A 23393-nucleotide genomic window follows, 5' to 3' on the forward strand; every position below is an offset into this window, starting at 1 on the left:
AGAAAATCATGGGGTGGGTTGCCCGGTGCTTCAGCACCATAATCCTGACAACCGCCAGCGTGCTCAGCCACGGGCAGTATCAATACAGTGACAGCCATCTGCACATCGTCGATTTCTTTCAGCGCGGCGAGCCATTAACCGAGCTCATCGCCATGATGGATAAACACAAGATCGACCACGCCATGATCAGTGGCATTCCGCTCATGAAGAAGTGGCACGAAGACGAACCGAAAAGACCGCGCTACTACAGCGGCGATAACGGCGGGCTGTATTGGTATAGCGCCACCGACACCTACCTCATCAAAGCCCTCGACACGCTCACCGCCCAGCAGCGCAAACGCCTGCACCCGTTCATTGTGGGCTTCAATCCCACCGATAAAAATGCGGGTGAACAGCTGGAGGCGCTAATCGCAATGTACCCAGGGGTGTGGCAGGGAATCGGCGAGGTTCTCACCCGCCACGATGACCTGACTGCACTCACCCAGGACGAGCCGCCCCGGGCGAACAGCGAGGCAATGGAAGGGGTGTATCGCGTTGCCCAGCGCTACGGCATGCCGGTCATGCTCCACTCCAACATTACCTCAAAGCGCGAGCGCAACCCGCTCTACCTGGGCGAGCTGAAGGAGGCGCTGCAGCACCACCCTGACGTGAATTTTATTTGGGCCCATGCGGGCACCAGCAAAACCCTGCATCGCTACCAGGGCAAAATGGCTTTTTTGCTACCAACCCTGAAGCAGCTCCTGGCCGAGCATGACAACCTGTATATCGATCTGTCCTGGACGGTGTTGCGGCCCTATATTCTGGATAAGGGCGACCAGCCCGATCCAGACTGGCTGGCACTGATCAAGCGCTATCCTGATCGTTTTATGATTGGCTCGGACGCGCTGGGCAAGTACGACAACATTGGCAGCAGCCTCGATGACTTTCTGCCGCTGCTCGACGCGCTGCCCCGCGACGTTGCCGAGGGAGTTGCCAGAGATAACTTCCTGCGCCTGCTGCCAGAGCCGGCGGTGGCAGACAAGCCCCACCCATTAGCACCAAAAACTCCGCGTTAGGCCGAATTCCCAAGATAAAGATTGATATGGGAGAAGGCCTCCGACTCGGCAAGATCGGGCACCGTGGTGGCGCGCTGATGACCGATATGGCAGTACCCCGGCACGCTAAAATCCTTTACCCGGGAATCGGCCACCAGCACCTGATCGGCCCGAGTCAGGAAGGCATCGAGCAAAGGCAGGTTCTCTCGATCGTAGAGCACGTCAGCCACTAAAATCACGTCATAGTGCTGCTGATCAGCGAAAAAATCCCCGGAGTACATCATTGAAACGCCATTGATCTGGGCATTGGCCTGACTGGCCAGAATAGCGTCTTCATCAATATCGCAGGCGACCACCTCCGACGCGCCAGCCATCACGGCGGCGATCCCGGCAACACCCGAGCCACAACCAAAATCCAGCACCCGCTTGCCCGCCACCAGAGCGCAGTTGTCCAACAAATAGCGGGCCAAGGCCTGGCCACTTCCCCAACAGAAACTCCAGTAAGCGGGATAATTCATGATCCGCTGCACCTGTTCCTGGGTGAGTTGGGACTGGGGATAGCTCTGCTCAATCAACAGCAGCGAAATTTCCGGCACCAGTGGCAACGCTTGCTGGCTTAGCTCCGCGGCGGGAATATACGCTGCCAGTTGGCGAGTTAATTTTGCTTTCAAATTTGCCAAGGAATAAGACATGTCCCCTCGAAGTACGATAGCCTTTACCGGATTGAACCAACTTTAGGGTGAGAGAGCCCGCGGTATGAGCCACCAAGCCATTGCAGATTTGCTGGATCTCCCCGGCAACCTGGACCAGCGAGAGCTGCTCCACTGTCGCAGTTGCCGACAGGCCGTTACCGCAGAAGGCTTTCGTATACAGGTGGACGGCGCCCATCAACATCGCTTCCTCAACCCAAGCGCGCAAGTATACGACGTATGCTGTTTTCAGTGGGCGCCCGGCGCCGCCATTTGCGGCCAACCCACTACGGAGTTCAGCTGGTTCGCCGATTATTTATGGCAGTACGCCCTGTGCGAAGAGTGCAAGACCCACCTCGGCTGGTTCTACGACGACGGCAGCGACGCCTTTTTTGGCCTGATTCCCGGCAGTCTGGTCGGCCGCCCTTAGACTGACTGCGACAATCTGATTACTGACCGCCTATGGCCAACTCCGAATTTATTGCTCCCCGCTGCGATGCCACCCATGAGCTGATCCACATTGATGATCATTTGCTCGTCGTGGCAAAGCCTGCCGGCCTATTATCGGTGCCGGGTCGGCTGCCCGAAAATCAGGATTGCCTGATCACCCGGGTACAGCAGGACTACCCCGAGGCCCTGATAGTGCATCGCCTGGATATGGCCACCTCGGGACTGATGGTGCTGGCGCGGAACAAAGACACCCACCGCGTGTTGAGCTTGGCCTTTGCCCAACGCAGCGTCGAAAAGGAATACGATGCGGTAGTCTATGGCCAGCCGGACAATCCCCAGGGCAAGGTCGACCTGCCGCTGGCCTGCGACTGGCCTAACCGGCCCCGGCAGGAGGTCAACTTCGAATACGGCAAACCGGCACAAACAGCTTATCGATTGATTGAAGTGACCCCCGAGGGGAATTCACTGATGCGCTTAATGCCCATCACCGGCCGCTCCCATCAACTTCGCGTGCACATGGCAGCCATCGGCCACCCCATTCTGGGATGTGAGTTTTATGCCCACGACGCAGCAAAATGCCAGGCTGACCGCTTGATGCTCCACGCCTGCCACCTGCAATTTGCCCACCCCAATGGCGGAAAGGTGATGACCTTCACCCTGGATTCAGGCTTTGCCGCACAGCGGTGACCTGGCGTCGGTGGCGATAGGTTCGACACCGCGCCAGCGCAGAGACCAGCCTTAGAAATCCAGCGTCGCCGATGTATTGGCAAAGCTGCGCGGCTCCTCGCCATCGTCAACGGTAGTTACCAACTCGATGGTTGCGCGGTCATTGATGAGGTATTCAAATTCGTGCTGATCGGGATCGGAACTGCCCACCATCGCATCACCGTCGACCACCACTTCGACCGCGCTAAAGTCGAAATCGGGATCGGTTTCTCCGGGACGGGGTTTGGCCTCACCCGCCGAAGCCGACACTAATGAGGGCGATGCTGCCGAGCCTATCTGGGCCACCACATTGGTAATTTCGCTGTACGGAATACTCCCACCGGGCTGCACTGTCTCACCCAACGACTGCACCATACAGGTCACCGGCGCTTTGTTGGCCTGACCGTCTACTTGTCCGCTTTGGCCCTGGATCTGGTAATCGATATCAAAGCGCCCAAAGGGCAGCTCCGTATCGTCGGTCAGTTTTCTGGCCGACACCACACTGCGGGCAACGCTCGTTCCGGTAAGAGGCACCGAATCCGCACTCTCGTGCTCGCCCTCCAGGTTCAAGGCATCGATGGCAGTCAGCCGAATGACCGCCCCGGACATCGGGTCTTCTATGGTGAACTCGGATTCGTCGTCGATACTGGCAGTCACATTATGACTGGCGGGAAAGGCAAAGCCCTTACAGGTATGGGCGAACAGCTGTCCTTCTTCCTCGGCAATGCGCATGGTCATGCGCCACTGTCCCTCGTAGGAGCCGCCCAGAGTGCTAGTCACCTGGTAGTCAGCAACCACCATCCACAATCCGGTCAGGTCACCAGTCTCGTCTCCGCAGGCGTGGTAGGCATCAATATCGTAGACATCGGTGGAAGTCGGTTGCTCAACGCAGTTAGCAAGATTGCGCTCGCTGCTAATACTCGCCTCACTGGCGGAGGAACTGCCACCGCCTCCGCCGCCACCACCGCCGCCACAAGCACTCAGCAGCCCGGCAACGCCAGCCGCGCCCAACCAAATAAGTCCTGAGCCAACACGGCGTTTCACCAATCCCTTTACCATCTGCGCACCCCAGTAAGACATAGTTTGACAACAAAGTGACAAAGCCTAGTGGGAGTGGCCAGAAAATTCTAGAGACCAGCCTGCAAAATGGCGTAAAGAGCCGTATATGGGCAGATGTGGCGAGCACTGATAGACTGAAGACAGGCATCGAGGACGCGACAAATGGTGCAAGTTGAAACCCAACACGAGGCGACCCTGATCACACTACGCCCCAATTGCTCCGCCAGCTGGCAGAGCAATCGCCGCATTCTGGCCGGGGTGCTCGCTTTGAACTGCCTGTTCGCCAGCGGCTTTGTCGCTATGGGGGCATGGCTGGTGTTGCCCTTTATGGGCCTGGAACTTGTGCTGCTGTGGTACCTGCTCCGCAAGGTGTTCGGCAAGCTGCAGCTGCAGCAAATTGTCCACCTTGACGGCGCCAGCCTGCTGATAGAGAGCGGCTATTTTTACCCGGAACGGCGCTGGTGCTGGCCCCGCCAAACCTGCAGTGTGCTGGTCACCGTGCTACCCCATCCCTGGGACCCACTGCGCATCAGTCTCAGCCATCAGGGAGAAGAAGTGGCGCTGGGGCGGTTCCTCAACAAAGAAGACTGCAGCACCCTGCTCGCAGAGTTAAAGCGTCTGGGCCTGCCGGTGCGCCAGTTCAGCACCGAAGCCCGCCTCCAGGCCTGAATACACGACTCCCGGCTGCGGTTTCACGGCACCACCGAAAAGCGGATTTTACCCAGGTCGCTCAACAGGCGGTACTCACCCGCTTGCAAAGGCATCATCCCCCCCAACGCGCCGGTCAGTAACCATTGCTCGGGTTCAATCCGCCAACCGCTGGCCACCGTACGGTTAACCAGAAACAGCAGCGTTTGCCACTGACCGTCGCTCAGATCTGAAGATTGGGCAACGCGCAAATCTTGACCGTTGAGCAATAACTTCAACGTAATATCGTCCGGCGATTGGTCGGCCAGACGTAGGGTATTACCGAGGATCAGGTGCTTGGCGCCGACATTGGCGGCAATAATGTCCGCCACTGAGGGAGCACGGCCGGCCTCCCCACCGGGGAGGGTCAGCAAACCCAGATCAGGAAACTCCACAGCCACCGTGAACGCGGCGACAAGGTCCTTCAGCGCCGCCACACTGGCAATAGGGGTATCCACCGGCTCACGCAGACGAAAGGCCAATTCCAATTCCAGCATCGGCTGCAGAAAATCCTGCAACCGCACCTGCCTGCCAAGCTCGGCATTGGCCGGCAACACACCTGCCACCGGGCCACTCGCACCAAATCGCTGTTGCGCAGCCCGGGAGGTTAACCCAGCCTTAAAACCCAAGGGTTGCTGGCCGGCGAGTTGTAAATGGATTGCCTTGGTTTGCAGGCGATAGGCCGACTCCAGATCGCCAGGGTCGGCGGCAATGGCGAGCGGCCCCCACAATAGTGAGGCCGCCACCCAAAGCCAGGCACACCGGCGCTTAATCAGACAGATAGTATTCAACGGTGGACACCACGCGCACTTTCTTAATGTGGGGATTGTTATTGTCCCGATCAGTGATGCTGAATTGCCCCTGAGACGCCCGCCGGATTTTGCCCAACTGGCTGTCACTGTCCTCGGCAAATTTTTCGGCAACCTGGCGGGCCTGGCGAGTGGCCTCTTCGATCATTTCCGGCTTGATGTCATTCAAACCGGTAAACAAATACTCGGTGCGCGCCTGATAATTTGCGCCGGTAAAGGCAATGCCCTGCTGGCCTAGCTCAGACAGCGAGCTCATCACAGTGCGAATGGTGGGTATGTCACTGGAATACACCGTGACATTCTGGGACGCGGTGTAGCGAAATTCCCCCCGCCCATTGTTGCCATACTGCTGCGCCAACTTGTCGGTAATGGCTGGCGAATCCACTGAAATCGCCTCCGCAGCCACCCCATGCTTAAGCAGAAAAGCGCGGATTTTGGCGGTACTGGCATCAATATCCCGATAGAGCTTTCCCAGGTCATTGCCTGCCTCGGTGAATTGAATCGGCCAAATCACAATGTCTGCTGCGACCTCCCGCTCCGCCAGCCCTTTGACGGTCACGCTGCGCTCGTATTCCTTCACCCCCAGGGCGGCGTCGCCCAATAAATAGCCCAGCAGCCCCAGGCCCAGCACCAGAGACAGGCCAAGAATTACGGCAACCCGCGTGGTGGATGGTTGTCCTTGCATATCGCACTCCCCTTGAATGTGCTTGTTAGAGCCCATCGGGCAGACTCGGTTCACCGCCTTTCCATCGGGCTTGCCTACCGCGGGCGTCCGGCCCTGACCTGCCCGCATTGGCCTTCCCACACGTGCCTGCCCTAGTCTGCCCGCTCTAGCCTACCTACCCTAGACCAGGGCTATGAATCCTTGATATCGGCAAACTGCCCATCGCACAGCATGGCCAAGTCCTGGGGCCTGAGTGAAATCTCCAGGCCCCGCCGGCCAGCGCTGACGTACATTTGCGGCAGACTTTCTGCCGATGCATCAATCACCGTGCGCAGCGCTCGTTTCTGCCCCAAGGGGCTCACCCCACCCAACACATAACCGCTGCTGCGCTGCACCGCATTCTTGTCGGCCATTACGGCCCGCTTTCCGGCCAATGCCTTGGCCAGACTTTTCAGGTTGAGCTGGCTATCCACCGGCAAAACGGCGACCACCAATTCCTTGCCGTCTAGCTGGGCCACCAGCGTTTTAAATACCTGCTGCGGCGAAACACCCAGCTTCTCAGCTGCCTCCATGCCGTAGGAGTCCGCTTTTGGGTCGTGGCGATATTCGTGCCGTTCAAAGGTAATGCCCGCACGCCGGGCTTGATCAATAGCAGGTGTCATAAAGGTAGGGTCGGTTTAGTGGGGGCTCATCGACGGGCCGCAAAAATATTGCCATAGCGAACTTGCCAGAGTCACAACAAAAACACGATACTGTACAAAAAACCAGTTATCCAAACATTCCGATGCCGTCGAAGCCCACTCCAGAGGGTCTGCGCCCCGCGCCGCTGGCCGACCCGTTTTACTACCTGCGCAATTTTCAGAGCGTAGTCAGTTGGTGTCGTCATCATCATGGTGACCTGCTGCTAGCAGAAGAGCAGACCCAACTCGATCGTATTCTGGCTCTATCATTGCCAGCCATGGCGCTGCTGGCCCGGATGACCATGCGCAAGGGCCACCTGTTTCGCACCGACAAATTGCGCTATGCAGAAATCACAGACCTCGACAGCGCGTTGGCCGAGCTGGTCCAGCAAACGCTGGTTCGCCCGGACCCACCTATCCAGGCTCTGGAAATCGCCCAGTTGTGCCGGCGCGCTGAATTGCACCAGCTGCTATTGCAGCTCAGCGCGCTCAAGCCAGATGCTAAATCGGTTTTGGGCGCGAGCGCGGGCAAGGCTGAATTAAGCCGTTTGCTGGTGGCGCAGCTGCCTGATCAGCAGGACACTGCCCTGGGCACGCTGTGGCCAGCCGCACTTTTTTCGGTGGTGGCGCTAGAGACCGAGACATTGCTCGAGCGAGTCCGCCTGATGTTCTTCGGCAACATGCGCCAGGACTGGAGCGAGTTTGTACTGGCTGAACTGGGGGTGCAAAGCTATGAGAACGTCCCCTTCACTGCCGACTCCCGGGCCTTTCATACCCGGGATGAAGTCGACTATTACCTGACCCTCCACCACTGCCAACAGGCACTCACTGAGGCGGCCCAGCAGGATGTCCAGACTGATGCTGGAACAGCAGTGCCGCCCCTGACCCCGCCGCCCGCCTCAACCAACCCCTGGTTGGAGCACCGCCGACAGCGCCTTTTGCTGGCGATGGGGCAACATGCCGAGCGCGGCGGCCGCCACGAAGACGCCGCCAACCTGTATCGGCAATGTCACCTCGGCACGGCCTGGGTGCGGTACTTCCGGATGCGCGAGAAGCAACCCGAGGCGACCGAAGCCCTGCTCCACGAGCTCAGCGAGAAATTTCACTACTTCCCCCAGCCAGAGGTGCAATTGCATTTGGGGCGCGTCGCCAAACGACTGCAGAAGAAGGTGGCCGATGTCGCGCTGCCAAGCCTGAATTTGCAGCGCACAGCGCCCATTCGCCAACAGCAGCTTGAACTGATGCAGCAACCTGATCAGTCGGTAGAAATGACCGTTCGCGACCAGCTCAGCACTGAAGAAACGCCGGTCTACTACGTCGAAAACCACCTGTTTCCCGGGCTCCTCGGCCTGTTGCTCTGGCCGGTCCTGTTCGCCCCCCTGCCCGGCGCGTTCTTCCACCCCTTTCAATCCGGCCCCGCCGATCTGTACCGGGAAGATTTTGTCAGTCGCCGGCGAGATGCCATCGAAGCCCGCCTGGCCAGCCTGCAGGACGGCAGCTACCGGGACCATATTCGGCAGTGCTACCAGGCTAAACACGGTATGAGTTGCAGTCTGATTTTTTGGCCCGCCCTCAGCGAAACCCTGATCGAGCAGGCGCTGGATTGCATCGCACCGCAAAAATTGCTGGCGATTTTTCGGCACCTGCTGCTGGACCTGCGTCACCACCGCCGCGGCATGCCCGACCTCATTCAGTTCAATCTGCCCCAGCGCGATGTTGAACTTATCGAAGTCAAAGGCCCCGGTGATCGCCTTCAGGACCACCAAACCTTGTGGCTGAACGTTTTCAACCAACTCGGGGTCAAGGCATCAGTTGCCCAGGTTCGTTGGCGCGACCCGACCCCGCAGGCAACACCGTCATGAATGTGTCAGTTCGCTCATTGTGTGAGTTCGCCGCTCGCAAAGGCAGCCTGGATTTTCGCTACACCCCCTCACCCACTGCCTTGGAAGGCGTCACCGGCCACATCAAGGTCCAGTCCCGACGACCCGACCCCTATGTGGCCGAGTATCCGCTCAGCGGCGAGTGGGAAGGACTCAGCCTGGGCGGCCGGGTGGATGGCTACTTCGCCAGCAAAAAAAGCCCCTACCTTGAGGAGATCAAAACCCATCGGGGGGACGTTCGCCGTATTGGCCCTGGCCCAAGGGGACTGCACTGGGCCCAGTTAAAAGTGTACGGCGCATTGTTCTGCCTGCGAGAGAACCGCGACAGCATCTGTCTTAAGCTGACCTATTTTGATGTAGTCAAAGAGCGGGAAACCAGTGAGGAGCTACTGTTCGAGGCTGCCGACTTGCTCAATTTCACCGGCGAACTGTGCGCGCGCTACCGGCAGTGGGCAGAGCAAAATCAACGTCATCGTCAACAGCGTGATACTGCCCTCAGCGCGCTGAAATTTCCCTTTGACCACTTTAGACGGGGCCAGCGCGACCTGTCAGAAACGGTCTACAAGACCATCAGCACCGGCCGCCATTTGCTGTTACAAGCGCCCACCGGCATCGGCAAAACCCTCGGTGTGCTATACCCCGCGCTGCTGACCTTGCCCCGCAAACAAATCGATCGCCTGTTCTTTCTCAGTTGTCGCAACACCGGCAAGCAACTGGCACTCGATGCCCTTGGCGCACTCAAGCAATGCCAGCGTGAGGCGGTGCCTTTAAGAATAGTGGAGCTGAGCGCCCGGGAGCATGCGTGTGAGCACCCTAATCTGGCCTGCCACGGCGAATCCTGTCCACTGGCTGACGGCTTTTTTGACCGCCTTGATGGTGCCAGGCAAGCCGCAACTGAAGCCGGTTTTCTGGACCAGCCGACCCTGCGGCGCATTGCCCTTGAACACCAGATTTGCCCCTACTTTCTCGGCCAGGAGATGGCCCGCTGGAGCGATGTCACCGTGGGCGACGTCAATCATTACTTCGACCAGCAGGCATTGCTGTTTGCCCTCAGCCAGCAGGATGAATGGCGCTGCCTGCCGGTGGTCGACGAGGCCCATAACCTGGTCGACCGGGCCCGGGGAATGTACAGCGTCGGCCTGAGCGAAGGGCTTTTCAAAGGGGCCAGAAAACGCATGGCCAAACCGGTGGCCAGAGCCATTACCACGCTAAACAAGGCGTGGCGCCAACTGACCGACCACTACCAGCAGCAGATCGGCCAGCGTGAGGGCAGTGCCACCACCGAACGCCACTATTTGCCCGCCCCGCCCGACGAGCTGAACCAGGCCCTGCAAGGGCTGATTCACGCGGTGATCGACCACCTCAGCGAACACGCCGGCGACAATGAAACCCAGCAGCTGTTATTTGCCGCCGTAGCCTACCTGCGCCTCGCAGAACTGTTTGGCGACCACTCCCTGTGCAGTCTCGATTTCCAGCGTGATCTTAGCGGCAATGCCTTGCCCGGCAGCGCAATGTTGAATATCGACAATCTGATTCCCGCCGACCATCTCCAGGCGCGATTTGCCAGCGCCCACAGCAGCGTGCTGTTCTCCGCCACGCTGTCACCACCGGACTATTACCGCGACCTGCTGGGCCTGCCCGCCGACAGCCACTGGCAGGATATCGACAGCCCCTTCTCGGCCGATCAATTGGAGCTGCGGGTAGTGCGGCATATCAGCACCCGCTTGCAACACCGCCAGCAATCGCTGGCGCCGATTGCCGAGCGAATTGCCCGGCAATACCAGCGCAAGCCCGGCAACTACCTGATGTATGTGAGCAGCTTCCGCTACCTGAATGACCTGACCGCACAAATGGCAAAAGCCCATCCGGACGTGCCGGTGTTCAAGCAAACCCCGGCGATGGCGCCCCAGCGGCGGCAAGACTTTATCGACCGATTCAAAAGCGGCCACGCCGGTGTCGGTTTTGCGGTATTGGGCGGGGTGTTTTCAGAGGGAATCGATCTGCCGGGCGAGCAGTTAATCGGGGTGTTTGTGGCCACTCTCGGCCTGCCGCCCTTCGACCACTTTCATCAGATTCTGCAACAGCGGATGCACGCGCGCTTTGGCAATGGCTACGAGTACACCTACCTCTACCCGGGCCTGCGAAAGGTGATTCAGGCGGCCGGACGCTTGATCCGCAGCCCCAGCGATAGCGGAGTCATCGAACTGATTGACCCAAGATTTGCCGAGGCCGAAGTCAACGCGCTGCTACCCAGCTGGTGGCATCCGGTGCCAGCCGCGCGACTCAACGCCGATTCAGCAGCAGCGCCAGACGATACGTCATGACCACCTCGCCAGCCTGATTGGCACTGGTAAAGCCAAAGGTGACAATCCCCTGATGGGGGCGACTGGCTGAGGATTTTACCGCCACCACCTCAACCACCAGATCGAGTTCATCGCCGCCAAAAACCGGTTTGGGGGTGCGCATTTCATCCACACCGAATCCGGCCACCATGGCCATATCGTAAAACCCGCACTCATGGGCGAGTTTAGTGGTAATAGCCTGGGTATGCAGGGCCGAAGCGAACACCCGACCAAACTCAGTTTGGCGCGCCGCCTCGGGGTCAACATGAAAGGGCTGGGGATCCCATTGCGTAGCAAATTCGATAATTTCAGCTTCACTAACGCAATACTTGCGGGTCGAGGTAACCCGCTGCCCGGGGGCAAAATCTTCAAAAAATTTCAACGATAAACTTCCACTACTTGCCAGACCGTCCGGCCGGACACATCCTTTAAACTCGACAGCATTGAGGCTGCCACTCAGCTACCGTTCAGCTTGGAAGGCGCTACAATAAACAAGATAAATTCAATCGTTAGCAACCCTGGAGAACCTCATGCGCGTTATCGGTATCACCGCAGCCGCACTCATCACTGCCGCCAGCTCGGTGGCGCTAGCAGACAACAATGCGGCAGACAAAAAACCAGATCCGGTAATGGAAGCCACCAAAACCATGGCAACCGGCGAGGCGGAGCGCTGTTTAGGCATTACCCGCATACGGGAAATGAAGGTGCTGGATAACCGCAATATCCTGTTCTACACCCGCCCCGACCAGGTCTACCTGAACACCTTGGATCGCGCCTGCGGCGGCCTGACCCGCTTCAAAGCCGTCACCTACAAAACCTCCCTGCACGAACTGTGTAACGTCGACATCATTACCGTCATCGACGACGTCGGTGGCAGCTTTATGCGCGGCGCTTCCTGTGGTCTGGGCGAGTTTTACCCCATTAGCGCAGAGGACGCTGACACGTTGTACAAGGCTAGCAGGGAATAATCAGAGAGCGCGGGCCGGCGTCCTCAAGCGGTGCCGGCCCGACAAGACAGCGGCGAAACCTCAGTCGATTTTGCGCACGTACAACACCAGGGAGTGATCAACCAACTCAAAGCCGTACTTGTCGGCAACCTTTTTCTGCTGCGCTTCAATCACCGGGTCGTGAAACTCCACAATGGAGTTGTCATCAAGACAAACCATATGATCGTGGTGTTCTGTACCGGCCATTTCGAACACAGAATGGCCCCCTTCAAAATTGTGACGCATCACCAAGCCAGCAGCCTCAAACTGGGTCAACACCCGATACACGGTCGCCAGACCAATATCCTCGCCGCCCTCAAGCAAGCGCCGGTAAACATCCTCGGCACTCAGGTGGTCGCCGGCCTCGGCCGCTGACTCCATCAATTGCAGAATTTTGACCCTCGGCAGGGTGACCTTCAGGCCTGCTTCACGAATGTCCTGTGTTTCCGTCGACATTGCTCTGCCGCTCCTTAGTTAATTTCAGCGGCAATCATGCCTGCAAAGCGTGCTGAGTAAAAGTATTGCTGCGCGATTTGAGGACATCATTCATTTGGCTGAGCAGCAGACTCACAACGGAACACCTGCCGAGAAACTCAAATGTAGTGACACCGGCAAACCCGCGCCATCCGTGGCACAGACAGCTCTTGAAAGAAAAGTCAATAATTGCACGATGCGGAGAAACCCATTACCATTCGCCCGGTAAAGTCCCTGGATTTTTTCTCGACGCTCGGCGCGCAGTGACCGGCTTTAGCGTGCTAGGCAGCCCCGATGTAAGAGTTGGCGCGACATGTGGTTCCCCGTTGTCTGGTAAAGATATCCCATCCACAATGAGCCCCATCTTGACATCGATCAGTCGGAACGCCTTTGCGGCTGCCTCCTGATGCACTGCGGTTATTAATGGATTAAGCAAAAATATTATGTCGAACAGCAAAGCGATGTATGGTATCTCGCGGATTGATGATGATCTTTACCGCACTCACGCCTGGCGAGTCAGCCTGCGCAGACAAGGCAAGCTTCACGTAAAAAACTTTCCCGACAAAAAATATGGGGGCAAGCGCAAAGCCCAACAGGCAGCCAAAGCCTACCGGGATGAAGTCATCCGGGATTATCCACCCACTACCCGCAAACAATTCTGCGCTACCGTGCGTCGCAACAACACGTCAGGTATTCCCGGCGTGTATACCTACGGCAAACGCTACGCCCTGAAAGATGGCAGTATTCGCGAAACTCGCTACTGGGAAGCTCACTGGCCGGTCGGCGAAAACAGCAGCGCAAAAGCCAGCTTCTCCTACAACACCTTTGGCGAGAAAAAGGCCAAAGAGCTGGCCATCCAGGCACGCCAAGCCGGTATCGCCCGTCTTAAAGGTGTGTTCTGGGCCTCCAAACGCGGCGAGCTGAACGACGCCGTTGCGGCCCAGGCTGCAGCTGACGAGGCCAAAAAGCCCGGCGTAAAAAAGGCTAAGACGACCACCGCCAAATCGAAGGCTGCGCCAAACAAGAAAGCCGCTGCCAAGAAAAAGGCAGTAGCCAAAAAGCAAGTCGCGCCCAAGCCGGTGGCCGCAAAGAAAGTGACAGCCAAGAAAGCGGCCGCTAAAAAAGTCGCCGCCAAGAAGGCAGCCGTGAAGAAAACGACAGCCAAAGCCGCGCCGGCGAAAAAAGCTGCAGCATCAAAGGCGGCTGCAAAAGCGCCAGCGAAAAAGCCGGTGGCCAAGAAAGCACCCGCAAAGAAAGCGCCTGCGAAGAAAACACCGGCCAAGAAAGCGGCAGTGACAAAGGTCGCAGCGAAAAAAGCCCCAACCAAGAAGGCGCCGGTGAAGACCGCCGCCAAAAAATCGGCCAGCACCAAAAGTCGCAAATCGCGGCGCTAGCGCATCGCTGCGCAACCCGGCTGGCTGTCACCTCAGTGAGCCCTCGCCGCAACGACTCGCGCCGCCGGTTTTGAAAGCGGCAGTGGCAGCAGCTATTTAGCGCCAATGCGGTATCAACACGCCAGCGTTCACAGCGCGCTGGCTGTGAATTACACTGCCTCCTCAAGTCTGAATATCCACGTCAGCCCCACAGGCCAGCAAGTAAGGAATAATATGCGCGATAAGCTCTCCACAGTGGTGATCGCCAGCAAGCGAGGGGGACCGCAGGTTTTCAAGGTCCTTCATCCGCCTATTCCAAAGCCCGGTCCCGGACAAATTCAAATCAAAATGCATGCCGCCGGTGTGGCCTTTGCCGACGTAATGCTCAGAGAAGGCGTGTACCCCCTGCCCAAAGATATCGGTTGGCCGCGCACCCCCGGTTATGATGTGGTAGGGGAAATTCAGGCAATAGGACCCGGTGTTAGTAACGAATTCGCCGTGGGCCAGCGAGTGGCCTCACTCACCGTTCACGGCAGTTATGCCCGCCATCGACTGCTCGACCCCGCCCAGTGCGTGCCGGTGCCGGAAGGCGTGGACAGTGGCGAAGCAGTTGCCCTGGTACTGAACTACCTCACTGCCTGGCAAATGCTAACTCGTGTCTCTCGTGCCCAAGCCGGCAGCTGGGTGCTGATCCACGCCGGTGCCGGTGGTGTTGGTACCGCCCTGCTGGAACTGGCCGCACTGCACAATATCAAGACCATCGCGCTGGCCTCTGCTGAGAAGCACAGCATTGTCATCAAGCGTGGCGGTATCGCTATCGATTACCACAACGAAGATATCGATGCGCGGGTGCAGGAAATTACCGGCGGTGAAGGTGTCGCCGCCGTCTTTGATTCCATCGGCGGAAAAGAGACCCTGCGCAGCATTCGCATGCTGCAACCCGGCGGAGTGGTGATTAGCTATGGCGTCCTGAGTCTGATGAACCAGGGACGACCCAGCATTAAGAATTTTATTCGGAGTCTGTTTTATAGCCTGTTCTTTTCGCCGCTAAAACTGCTCTCCAACGCAAAGAGCCTTTGCACTTACAATGTGGATATCTGGCGCCACCAGTATCCCGAACTCTACCATCAGGACCTGGCCGCGCTGATGGATTTGCTCGCCGAAGGCAAACTGAAGCCACTCATTGGCGAGCGCATTCCGCTCGAGGAAGCGGCAAGAGCGCAAAACCAGTTAAGTGGCGGCGAATCGCGAGGTAAACTGATTCTGGAGTAACCGAGCTCTGCTCACCAAGGCAACATAACCATAACAATGGAGAACCTTATGAAACTGACAGGCCGATGCTACTGCGGCAACATTCATTATCAGGTGGATGGTGACGTGATGATGAAAGGGCAATGCCACTGCCGGGAGTGCCAATACCTGGCTGGCGGCGGCGCCAACTATTTTATGATGGTCAATCAGAACAGCTTCGAATATACCCAGGGAACACCCACGCAGTTTCGCCGAAGCGATATTGAAAAGCCGGTCACCCGGGAATTTTGCAGTAACTGCGGCACCCAGCTATTAACCCGAGCGCCAGGCTTCCCTGCCGTGATAGTCAAGGTTGGCACACTGGACGACCCTTCCGCTTTCGGAAAAGCCCAGGTTGCCATCTTCACCAAAGACAAACAGCCCTTCCACCTCATCGCTGATGGCGTCGCCCAGTTTGAGGCCATGCCGCCGATGTGATTCGCGCACTAATCAATGGAAAACTGCGCAGTGAGCTTTTCCGTTCACTGCGCCTGACTGAAAAAAACCTAAAAGAAGTATTCAACCCCCAGCTCGGCATAACTGTCACGGCGCAGCAGATAGAGCGGCGACTCGGGTGATGCCCCGTCAAAAATACTGATTTCCAAGCTCAAGCGAGTGGCCGCACCAAATCGTCGACTCGCCTCCATTCGAAATAACTCCACCTTATCCTGCTGCAAGTCCTGACCAAAGCCCACCAGTACCTCTGTGCCGGCAATATCATTGGCGGTAAAACGCGCCCCCCAAAACAGATCCCGCTGAAACGCCGTCATGCCGCTTTGGCGGCTATCGTAGGAAAGCTCCAATATCCACCCCAGATCCCAGTCAGAGCCCAAAATTCCCACCTGGGTGCGCTCAAAGCCGCCGGTTGCCGCGCTGAAATGGGCGGCGGAGGTTCCAGCACCCACATCCGACACAAGGTGTCGGTAGATCGCTTCCAACTTCCATAACCAATCGCCCTGAACATATTGCAGATCCAGGCCAGACTGGGTGATCTGAGGGTACAGCGGCTGCAACACCGCGGCGCCGCCTTGATCCTGGAGCTGAAACAGGGGCTCACGTGACGTGCCGTGAAAGGCCGACAGCCCAATGCTGACGTCATTAACGTAATGACTCCAGCGCGCGGCAAGATCCACATGTTTTTTCTCTGCGCCACTGCTGTATTGGGCATCGCCCACCGTGACGGGATGACTGCGCAGGCGACCCTTAACCCCCGGAAAAGTGCGCTCACGAAAGCCGGGCAAGAGGAACAAATCCACCACACCCCAGTCGCGCAGCAAAGCCAGGTGGGCCATCGGCTGGCCCAGCTTTTCTTCACCGTCAGGGGCTTCAACCAGATCGGTTTGATTGATGATGTCAACAAGGTGCTGGGATTCAGTGACGCCCCAGAACACCCGATTGATACCCAGGGTGAGCTCATAGTCGCTGCCAACATGCAGCCAGTACGCTTCGCGAATATCGCCGTGACGACGTTCAACATCACCATCGTCATGGCGGTAGAACACTTTAAGGTTGAGGCTGTCGTCGCCGCCAAGGCGCTGGTACCACTCGGGCTCGATCAGTACCGACCGGCTGTGATCGCGCTGCCGAGAATCAAGGGGACTATCAGGGAACCAGCGTTCTTCCAGTCCAACCCGCCCCTGCAGCTCTGCCACTGCTGGCAGGGCAACGCACAGCAGTAAACCCAATAACGCCTTCAACGGGCGCGCTTCAGGCTATTTTGACTGAAGTCGGTGTCACTGAGCCCGGTTTGAAAACGATAGCCTGTTAAACGGACCTCGGTTCTGTTGCCGTTGAGGTGATTGGTCATGGTTTGCAAGGACGCGCGCCAATGTCGATCGAGGTAACGCTGGTAGTCAGAATAGATCAGTGTCTTGAGATGTTGCTGGCGGCGGTCGTAATACTCCACCTTCAACGGCCGGTATTCCGCCTTATCGACCCAGACAACCTCGCGGGAATAGCCGGTATACGGGTCCTTCGAGCGCGCCTCAACCACAAAACAATCCTGCCCGTCGAACATCTCATCCCGCAGCCAGCGATAGTCATAGCGCGGCACCTCAAAGGAATTCAAATCCTCGTAGGAGAATTCACTGCCCATAAACGGACTGGTCTTATTTTTTGACGAGATTTGCTTCACCCGTTTCAGGGCCGGCAAATACAGCCACTGCTCATCGGGCTCCAGCACGTGGGTAAAACTCAAAAAGGCGGTGCCCTGCACATCTCTGGGGGTATCAAAAATCGTCAGCGATTTATCCCCATCATCGAGCACTTCCAGATTTTTCAGGCGCATCTCCCGGGTGGCAAGCAGGGTATCTTTGTCGAACAGCTGCATTTCCAGGTGGGCCGTGCTGTCACCCCAACCCCGATCCCTGGCTTTCATTTCCTCGGCAATCTCCAGCCCCTTGACAGCGGGATCGGTCGCAGAATCAGCATCGTCAGCCACCGCGCTCAAGGCGACAATCATTGCGACCAGTAGACCGATAAGGTTCCGGTAAAATTGCATGACACTCCCCTGTTTTATCTTATTTTTTGGCATTGCTAGGCGATAGCATACCCGGTTGCGTCACCGGCACACTGGATAACCTAACGCTCATTGAATACTATCTACGCCATTGAAACTTGGCAAACCTTCGCCAGTTCCAGACAAAAACAATAATCAACAATGGGAAACGCGCTATGGCAAATCAGGCCACCAAATTGGTCGATATCGTCGACCAGCTCCTCGCCAATATCGCCCGCTGGGCGGTAAATCATCGCCTGTTGGTGGTGTTGTTCAGCCTTACCCTGCTTGGTGGCGGTCTGTTTTTTGCCGGCAAAGTACAGACCGATAACAGTCTCGACGCCTACTTTGATAAAGCCGACCCCGCCTACATCGCCTACGAGGAGTATCTCGATCAATTCCACTCCGACGAGGTCAGCTATCTGCTATACCGGGTGCCCGATCGCCCCCACGGCCCTTTTAATTATGAGGCCATGCAGCAAATCGCCAGTCTGACCGCCGCACTGGAAAATGAAGTGCCTTTCCTCCGGGAGGTTACCAGCCTCACCAACGTGGAATTCATTCGGGCCGATGGCGACAGTATTACCATCGACGAGCTGATGATCGACTTTCCCGACAATCAGAGCACCTTGCTGGAGTTGCGGGAGTCGGTACTCGACAAGCCCATTTATGTAAATTACCTGATCAATCAGGACGCAAGCTACGGCGCCATTATTCTCGAAATGTCGCGGAGCAGCGTCGACACCCTGGACGACATCATTCTCGACCCCGAGCAGGGCCCCACCCTGGAAAACCTCTATCCCCAGGCCAGTGACAGCAAAATACGCGAGATTCTGAGTCGCCCGGAGTATGCCGGACTGGAGTTCTACATCACCGGCGATGTCGCAATGAACGCCGCCTATAACTACATCTTCACCGAGGACACCGCCATCGGCACCCTGCTGACACTGGCCATGCTGGCGGTGATGTCCGCCCTGCTGTTCCGGGTCAGTTGGCTGGGGCTGCTAGGCCCCCTGGCCGTTGTGCTGCTCAGCACCATTCTGGTTCTCGCCGTGATGGGCATCTTCGGCTGGGTGATCGGCCTGTTCTTTGGCATTGTGCCGACGCTGCTATGCGCGGTGGGTGTGGCCCAGTCGGTGCATATTATTCTCGAGTTCCAGCGCGAATTGGCCGTGACCGGTGACCGCAAAAAATCAGTGGAAAAAGCCATTGGCAAGGTCGGTGGCGCCTGTTTGCTCGCCGCGCTGACCACCGCCTTCGGCTTTCTGGTCATGAGCGTCTCCCATCTCAAAGTGCTCAGCGAGATGGCCATGTATGCCGCTGCCGGGGTGATGTTCACCCTGATCTTCTCCATCAGTTTGTTGGTGGTGTTTTTGGCGGGCGGTAAAAAATCAGCAAGCAAAAAGCCCGCGGCCCTCGGGGTAAATCGCTGGGTGCTGGCAGCGGTGCAATGGTGTATCCGGCAAAACCTGAGCCGACCCAAAACCCTACTCGGTATGGGTGGCGCGGTGATTGTGGTCAGCGTGGCCGGGTTGTCGCTGCTGCGCACCGACTTTAATTTCCTCACTGAATTCAAACCCCACGTCGAATGGCGTCAGCACACCGAAAAAGCCGAGTCGGTGATGGGTGGCATACTGAACTTTGCCTATTTGATCGATACCGGCAAAGCCGATGGCGTAAAAGACCCTGAGCTGCTGCACGCTCTGGACCGACTGCAGCAATATGCTGAGTCGCTACCGCGGGTTAAAAAGACCTACTCGGTGGTCGATATCCAGAAAGATCTGAACCGGAGTTTTCACGGCGATGATAAAAGCTGGTACCGGGTACCAGATGACCGAGCACTGATCGGGCAATATTTTCTGGTCTATGAAATATCCGGCGGCAAAGAACTGGAGGATTTTGTCAGCCGAGACTACGCCACCGCCGTGCTGGAATTGCGCATTGAGATTATGGAGTCATCCGAAGTGCGCAAAATTATGAACGCCATCGACCAGTACCTTGAGGAGAACCCCCTGCCCGGCGCCGACGTACGCAAAACCGGTATCGGTTTAATGTGGATCAAAATCGCCGACTACATCGCCGACACCCAACTCTACGGGTACAGCCTGATCTTTGTCGGCATCGCGCTGTTTCTTTGCATTGCCTTTGGCTCGATCAAAGTAGGCTTACTGACCATGATCCCCAATATCTTGCCGGTGGTCGCGGTAATGGGCTTGATGGGCTGGTTGGATATGCACCTGGACTACATGAAGCTCTTGCTGGCGACCATCGCCATCGGTATTGCCGTTGATGACAGCATCCACCTGGTCACCCGCTTCCGGCACCGCTTCAAAGAGACGGGCAACTATGCCAAGGCCATGGAGCAAGCCCTGGAGGATGTCGGCCCGGCACTGATCATTACCACCCTGATATTGCTCGGCGCGTTCGCCTGCTACCAGTTCTCCAACATGGCGGTGATTGCCGACTTCGGCCTACTGCTATCGGTATCGATTGCCAGCGCACTGATTGCAGACCTGCTCTTTATGCCGGCACTGCTAATGCTAACCAAGCCCTTCGGCAAAGAGCACCCAGCCGCCTCCGATTCAGACTAAGGGTCAGCTCCAACCTTGCTCAACAACGCGACAAAGGGCCCGGGTTCAGGTGTGGTTTGCTCAATAGTGATGGCAACTGATTGGCTGTAGCCCTGCCGGTCAAGGATTGACCGAACAACATCACGGGGCCGCTGGGTTAGCGGGACATGCCCGACCACGGCGCCTCTTCTGCAACAGGAAATCAGTCGCGAACATCAATAGGATAAGGCTGCCATTCCCGGGAATGGGGATCAATGTACAGGGGCCGGTCCAGTGCGGGAAAGGCCCTCTGCCCGCAGTCGTTTCGATGACAGACCTTGCAACCTGCACCAATGGGGGTGGCGGCACTGGGATCGTTGAGGTTGAGCCCCTTGGCGTAAACCAACCGCTCGGCATGACGCAGATCGCAACCCAAACCAATGGCGAAAGTGCGGGCCGGCTTGCCAAAGCCCCCTCTGCGGTGGGTAACACAGCGGGCCAGCCAGAGGTAGCTGCGGCCATCGGGCATGGTGGCCAACTGGGTAAGAATGCGCTCAGGTTGGGAAAAGGCTTCATAGACCGCCCACAGCGGGCAGGTGCCGCCGGTGCGGGAGAAGTGAAAATCGGTTGCCGACTGGCGTTTGGAAATATTGCCGGCCCGATCAACCCGCACAAAAAAGAAGGGCACACCCCGCGCGTCAGGCCGCTGCAGGGTGGAAAGGCGGTGACAGATTGTCTCGAAGCTCACACCAAACTGTTCCGACAACAATTCAATATCGTACTGACGTTGCTCGGCGGCCTGCAAAAATCGGCGGTACGGCAGGATCAGGGCACCGGCGAAATAGCTGGCCAGACCGATGCCGGTCAGCTCCCGGGCAGAGTCTCCACTAAACTCCGCATCTTCGGTAATCGATTCAATCAAGGCCCCAACCTCAAGATGCGCCAATTGGTTTGCCAGTTGAAAGGCCTGCCGCCCGGGTTCAATGGTGGTATCGATTTGCAGAATTTTGGCTTCTGGATCGTAGTGGCGCAGGGCCTCACCCTGCTTTGTGGAGCGCCTTAGCACGCGAACGCCGTGAGCCTCAAACAGGTACTCCCGCAGCAGGGGTATGAGTTCGACACAGCTGAGGGTGTCCTGCTTTTTCCCCGCGCCGCTTCTCCCGCCACTGGGAATGGCACCACCGGGAATGGCACCACCGCTTAAGGTTAGCGTTTCGTAAAGGGTTTCAGCGTAGGTATCCAGTGCATCAATATAATTGTGGCGGGCGTAGAAAAAATCCCGCACTTCCTCATGGGGCTGGGCCAGGCCGCTGGCGCCCCCCTTGTTGCGGTCGTCGCTGCTGTTGGTCAGGCCGATATTGCGCTCTTCCGCGCTGCTGCAGCGTTTATGCAAGCGCGTCACCAGTTCGGCCAGCGCCGGCATTTGCTGTACAAAGCCCTGCAGCTCGGCATTGGGCACGTCGGCGGCCATATCCGCCACCGCATCGCGCAGCTGGGCCAACAGCCGCGCCTCTTCGTCCTCGGAGAAAAACTGCGGATCAACACCCAGCCGGGATTGCAGCTTGAGCAACACCTGTACCGTCAGCGGACGGTCATTGTTTTCGATCTGGTTGAGATAGCTTGGCGAAATATCTAACTGCTGAGCCATCAGGGTCTGGGTCCACTGGCGCTCCTCCCGCAGTGCCCGCAGGCGAACGCCCATATAGATCTTGCGCATATTTCTTCCTTCCCACAGCAGCGGGCCAGCTGATGGCGAAATTATACCCGAGCAATTTTTGCAAACTTCGCAAAATCGCAATTTCCTTTCGCAAATCTCCACATTTTCAGGCCTTGAGGCAAACGGGGCATCGCGTGAAGATGCCCGCCATCGAGGTTCAGCGCTTATAAATTCGGCTTAACGGCCCACACTCAAAGCATCAGTCCTCGTCGCCAGTTCCCGGTGGCGCGCCCTCGAGAGAGTGCACCGCCCGGATGCAAATTTTGCAAAATCGCGGTCCCGATTTCAATTTATCTGAACCGCGACCCCAACCCCGATGGAGAGCACAATGAGTAACGCCGCACTGGATACCGCCGCACCCTCGGTCAAGAAGCCCAAGAAATCGGTGGCCCTGTCGGGTGTGGTTGCAGGCAACACCGCCATCTGCACGGTGGGACGCACCGGCAATGATCTGCACTATCGCGGCTACGATATTCTCGACCTCGCCAAAAACTGCGAGTTTGAAGAAGTTGCCCACCTGCTGATTCACGGCAAGCTGCCCGGCGCTGCCGAATTGCGCGCCTACAAAACCAAACTCAAGGCCCTGCGCAGCCTGCCCGCCAATGTGAAAAGCGCCCTGGAGGCGGTTCCCGCCGCCGCCCACCCCATGGATGTGATGCGCTGCGGTGTGTCGGCCCTGGGTTGCGTATTACCGGAAAAAGACGACCACAATATTCCCGGCGCGCGGGATATTGCCGATCGGCTGATGGCCTCGCTGGGCTCGATGCTGCTGTACTGGTATCACTGGTCTACCTCTGGTCGCCGCATTGATGTGGATACCGACGACGATTCCATCGGCGGTCATTTCCTGCACCTGCTGCACGGCGAGAAGCCCTCTGAGCAGTGGGTGAAGGCCATGCACACCTCGCTGATTCTTTACGCCGAGCATGAGTTCAATGCCTCTACTTTCACCTCCCGGGTGATTGCCGGCACCGGCAGTGATCTGTACTCCGCCATTGCCGGTGGCATTGGCGCCCTGCGCGGGCCGAAGCATGGCGGCGCCAATGAGGTGGCTTTTGAAATTCAGAAGCGCTATGTATCACCCGACGAAGCAGAAGCCGATATCCGCCAGCGGGTGGCAAACAAGGAAGTGGTCATCGGCTTTGGCCACCCGGTGTATACCGTGAGCGACCCGCGCAATATCGTCATCAAAGACGTCGCAAAACAGCTGTCGGAAGCAGCGGGCAACCTGAAGATGTACAGCATTGCCGAGCGCCTGGAGAGCGTCATGTGGGAAGTGAAGAAAATGTTCCCCAATCTCGACTGGTTCAGCGCGGTCAGCTACCACATGATGGGCGTGCCCACTGCCATGTTTACGCCGCTGTTTGTGATTGCCCGCACCGCTGGCTGGTCTGCCCATGTGATTGAGCAGCGCATCGATAACAAGATTATCCGCCCCAGTGCCAATTACACGGGCCCGGAAGATCTGGCCTTTACCCCAATGGCCCAGCGCCTGTGATTGCCGCCCC

22 protein-coding genes are annotated in these 23393 nt (G+C 57.6%); 12 read left to right on the forward strand and 10 right to left on the reverse strand.

Going from position 1 to position 23393, the window contains the following annotated elements; all coding sequences use genetic code 11:
• Nucleotides 1–8 precede the first annotated feature (8 nt).
• Nucleotides 9–1055, forward strand: coding sequence for an amidohydrolase family protein (locus NCG89_RS02760; protein ID WP_251088247.1), 1047 nt, complete (start codon nt 9–11; stop codon nt 1053–1055).
• Here NCG89_RS02760 and NCG89_RS02765 read toward each other — a convergent pair.
• Nucleotides 1052–1726 (reverse strand): class I SAM-dependent methyltransferase, encoded by a 675-nt coding sequence (locus tag NCG89_RS02765; protein WP_251088248.1) that lies wholly within the window; start codon nt 1724–1726, stop codon nt 1052–1054. The genes NCG89_RS02760 and NCG89_RS02765 overlap by 4 nt on opposite strands.
• Before the next feature lie 64 nt (nt 1727–1790).
• On the opposite strand from NCG89_RS02765, the gene NCG89_RS02770 reads away from it, so the two are divergent.
• On the forward strand, nt 1791–2153 hold the full coding sequence (locus NCG89_RS02770) for a cereblon family protein (protein ID WP_251088249.1): 363 nt from the start codon (nt 1791–1793) through the stop codon (nt 2151–2153).
• A gap of 32 nt (nt 2154–2185) precedes the next feature.
• A complete protein-coding gene (locus NCG89_RS02775) occupies nt 2186–2860 on the forward strand; it encodes a pseudouridine synthase (protein ID WP_251088250.1) in 675 nt (224 codons plus the stop codon).
• 51 nt (nt 2861–2911) lie between these two features.
• On the opposite strand, the gene NCG89_RS02780 is transcribed toward NCG89_RS02775, so the two are convergent.
• Nucleotides 2912–3937, reverse strand: coding sequence for a hypothetical protein (locus NCG89_RS02780; RefSeq protein WP_251088251.1), 1026 nt, complete (start codon nt 3935–3937; stop codon nt 2912–2914).
• Nucleotides 3938–4099: 162 nt separating this feature from the next.
• Here NCG89_RS02780 and NCG89_RS02785 point away from each other — a divergent pair, with 162 nt between their 5' ends.
• Nucleotides 4100–4606 carry a DUF2244 domain-containing protein gene (locus tag NCG89_RS02785; RefSeq protein WP_251088252.1) on the forward strand — a complete coding sequence of 169 codons (507 nt, stop codon included), beginning with the start codon at nt 4100–4102 and terminating at the stop codon, nt 4604–4606.
• 23 nt (nt 4607–4629) lie between these two features.
• Here the strand turns inward: NCG89_RS02785 and NCG89_RS02790 are convergent, their stop codons facing one another.
• From NCG89_RS02790 to ybaK, 3 genes are all read right to left on the reverse strand, one after another.
• Nucleotides 4630–5415: a 2-keto-4-pentenoate hydratase gene (locus tag NCG89_RS02790; protein WP_251088253.1), complete on the reverse strand. Its 786-nt coding sequence runs from the start codon at nt 5413–5415 to the stop codon at nt 4630–4632.
• Complete coding sequence (locus NCG89_RS02795) at nt 5393–6118, reverse strand: SIMPL domain-containing protein (RefSeq protein ID WP_251088254.1); 726 nt, start codon at nt 6116–6118, stop codon at nt 5393–5395. Before NCG89_RS02795 ends, NCG89_RS02790 begins: the two co-directional genes overlap by 23 nt.
• A gap of 170 nt (nt 6119–6288) precedes the next feature.
• Entirely contained in the window at nt 6289–6759 is a 471-nt protein-coding gene (gene ybaK / locus NCG89_RS02800; protein WP_251088255.1) for a Cys-tRNA(Pro) deacylase, read from the reverse strand.
• A gap of 122 nt (nt 6760–6881) precedes the next feature.
• Between ybaK and NCG89_RS02805 the strand changes: the two genes are divergently transcribed.
• Together NCG89_RS02805 and NCG89_RS02810 are read left to right on the forward strand one after the other, a co-directional pair.
• On the forward strand, nt 6882–8639 hold the full coding sequence (locus tag NCG89_RS02805) for a VRR-NUC domain-containing protein (RefSeq protein ID WP_251088256.1): 1758 nt from the start codon (nt 6882–6884) through the stop codon (nt 8637–8639).
• Nucleotides 8636–10981 (forward strand): ATP-dependent DNA helicase, encoded by a 2346-nt coding sequence (locus tag NCG89_RS02810; protein WP_251088257.1) that lies wholly within the window; start codon nt 8636–8638, stop codon nt 10979–10981. The genes NCG89_RS02805 and NCG89_RS02810 overlap by 4 nt, the downstream gene beginning before the upstream one ends.
• On the opposite strand, the gene NCG89_RS02815 is transcribed toward NCG89_RS02810, so the two are convergent.
• Nucleotides 10941–11381: a MaoC/PaaZ C-terminal domain-containing protein gene (locus NCG89_RS02815; protein WP_251088258.1), complete on the reverse strand. Its 441-nt coding sequence runs from the start codon at nt 11379–11381 to the stop codon at nt 10941–10943. The two genes, NCG89_RS02810 and NCG89_RS02815, sit on opposite strands and share 41 nt — an antisense overlap.
• Nucleotides 11382–11529: 148 nt before the next feature.
• Here NCG89_RS02815 and NCG89_RS02820 point away from each other — a divergent pair, with 148 nt between their 5' ends.
• Nucleotides 11530–11967: a DUF6491 family protein gene (locus tag NCG89_RS02820; RefSeq protein ID WP_251088259.1), complete on the forward strand. Its 438-nt coding sequence runs from the start codon at nt 11530–11532 to the stop codon at nt 11965–11967.
• A 60-nt stretch (nt 11968–12027) separates the two neighbouring features.
• On the opposite strand, the gene fur is transcribed toward NCG89_RS02820, so the two are convergent.
• Complete coding sequence (gene fur, locus NCG89_RS02825; RefSeq protein WP_251088260.1) at nt 12028–12441, reverse strand: ferric iron uptake transcriptional regulator; 414 nt, start codon at nt 12439–12441, stop codon at nt 12028–12030.
• Between the two features lie 461 nt (nt 12442–12902).
• Here fur and NCG89_RS02830 point away from each other — a divergent pair, with 461 nt between their 5' ends.
• The 3 genes from NCG89_RS02830 to NCG89_RS02840 all read left to right on the forward strand — a co-directional run bounded on the left by NCG89_RS02830 (nt 12903) and on the right by NCG89_RS02840 (nt 15560).
• The gene (locus tag NCG89_RS02830; protein WP_251088261.1) at nt 12903–13853 is read left to right on the forward strand and encodes an AP2 domain-containing protein; all 951 of its coding nucleotides are present in this window, start codon (nt 12903–12905) and stop codon (nt 13851–13853) included.
• 213 nt (nt 13854–14066) lie between these two features.
• Complete coding sequence (locus NCG89_RS02835) at nt 14067–15104, forward strand: medium chain dehydrogenase/reductase family protein (RefSeq protein ID WP_251088262.1); 1038 nt, start codon at nt 14067–14069, stop codon at nt 15102–15104.
• A gap of 48 nt (nt 15105–15152) precedes the next feature.
• Entirely contained in the window at nt 15153–15560 is a 408-nt protein-coding gene (locus NCG89_RS02840; RefSeq protein WP_251088263.1) for a GFA family protein, read from the forward strand.
• A 68-nt stretch (nt 15561–15628) separates the two neighbouring features.
• Here NCG89_RS02840 and NCG89_RS02845 read toward each other — a convergent pair whose 3' ends face one another.
• Complete coding sequence (locus NCG89_RS02845) at nt 15629–16819, reverse strand: hypothetical protein (RefSeq protein ID WP_251088264.1); 1191 nt, start codon at nt 16817–16819, stop codon at nt 15629–15631.
• Complete coding sequence (locus NCG89_RS02850) at nt 16816–17622, reverse strand: outer membrane lipoprotein-sorting protein (protein WP_251088265.1); 807 nt, start codon at nt 17620–17622, stop codon at nt 16816–16818. The genes NCG89_RS02845 and NCG89_RS02850 overlap by 4 nt, the downstream gene beginning before the upstream one ends.
• 173 nt (nt 17623–17795) lie before the next feature.
• Here NCG89_RS02850 and NCG89_RS02855 point away from each other — a divergent pair, with 173 nt between their 5' ends.
• On the forward strand, nt 17796–20210 hold the full coding sequence (locus tag NCG89_RS02855; protein ID WP_251088266.1) for an efflux RND transporter permease subunit: 2415 nt from the start codon (nt 17796–17798) through the stop codon (nt 20208–20210).
• A 181-nt stretch (nt 20211–20391) separates the two neighbouring features.
• Here NCG89_RS02855 and NCG89_RS02860 read toward each other — a convergent pair whose 3' ends face one another.
• Nucleotides 20392–21885, reverse strand: a complete 1494-nt coding sequence (locus tag NCG89_RS02860) for a short-chain fatty acyl-CoA regulator family protein (protein ID WP_251088267.1) — start codon at nt 21883–21885, stop codon at nt 20392–20394.
• Nucleotides 21886–22213: 328 nt separating this feature from the next.
• Between NCG89_RS02860 and prpC the strand changes: the two genes are divergently transcribed.
• Entirely contained in the window at nt 22214–23383 is a 1170-nt protein-coding gene (prpC, locus tag NCG89_RS02865; RefSeq protein ID WP_251088268.1) for a bifunctional 2-methylcitrate synthase/citrate synthase, read from the forward strand.
• Nucleotides 23384–23393 lie beyond the last annotated feature (10 nt).

This window comes from Spongiibacter taiwanensis (genome assembly GCF_023702635.1).
Lineage (GTDB): Bacteria > Pseudomonadota > Gammaproteobacteria > Pseudomonadales > Spongiibacteraceae > Spongiibacter > Spongiibacter taiwanensis.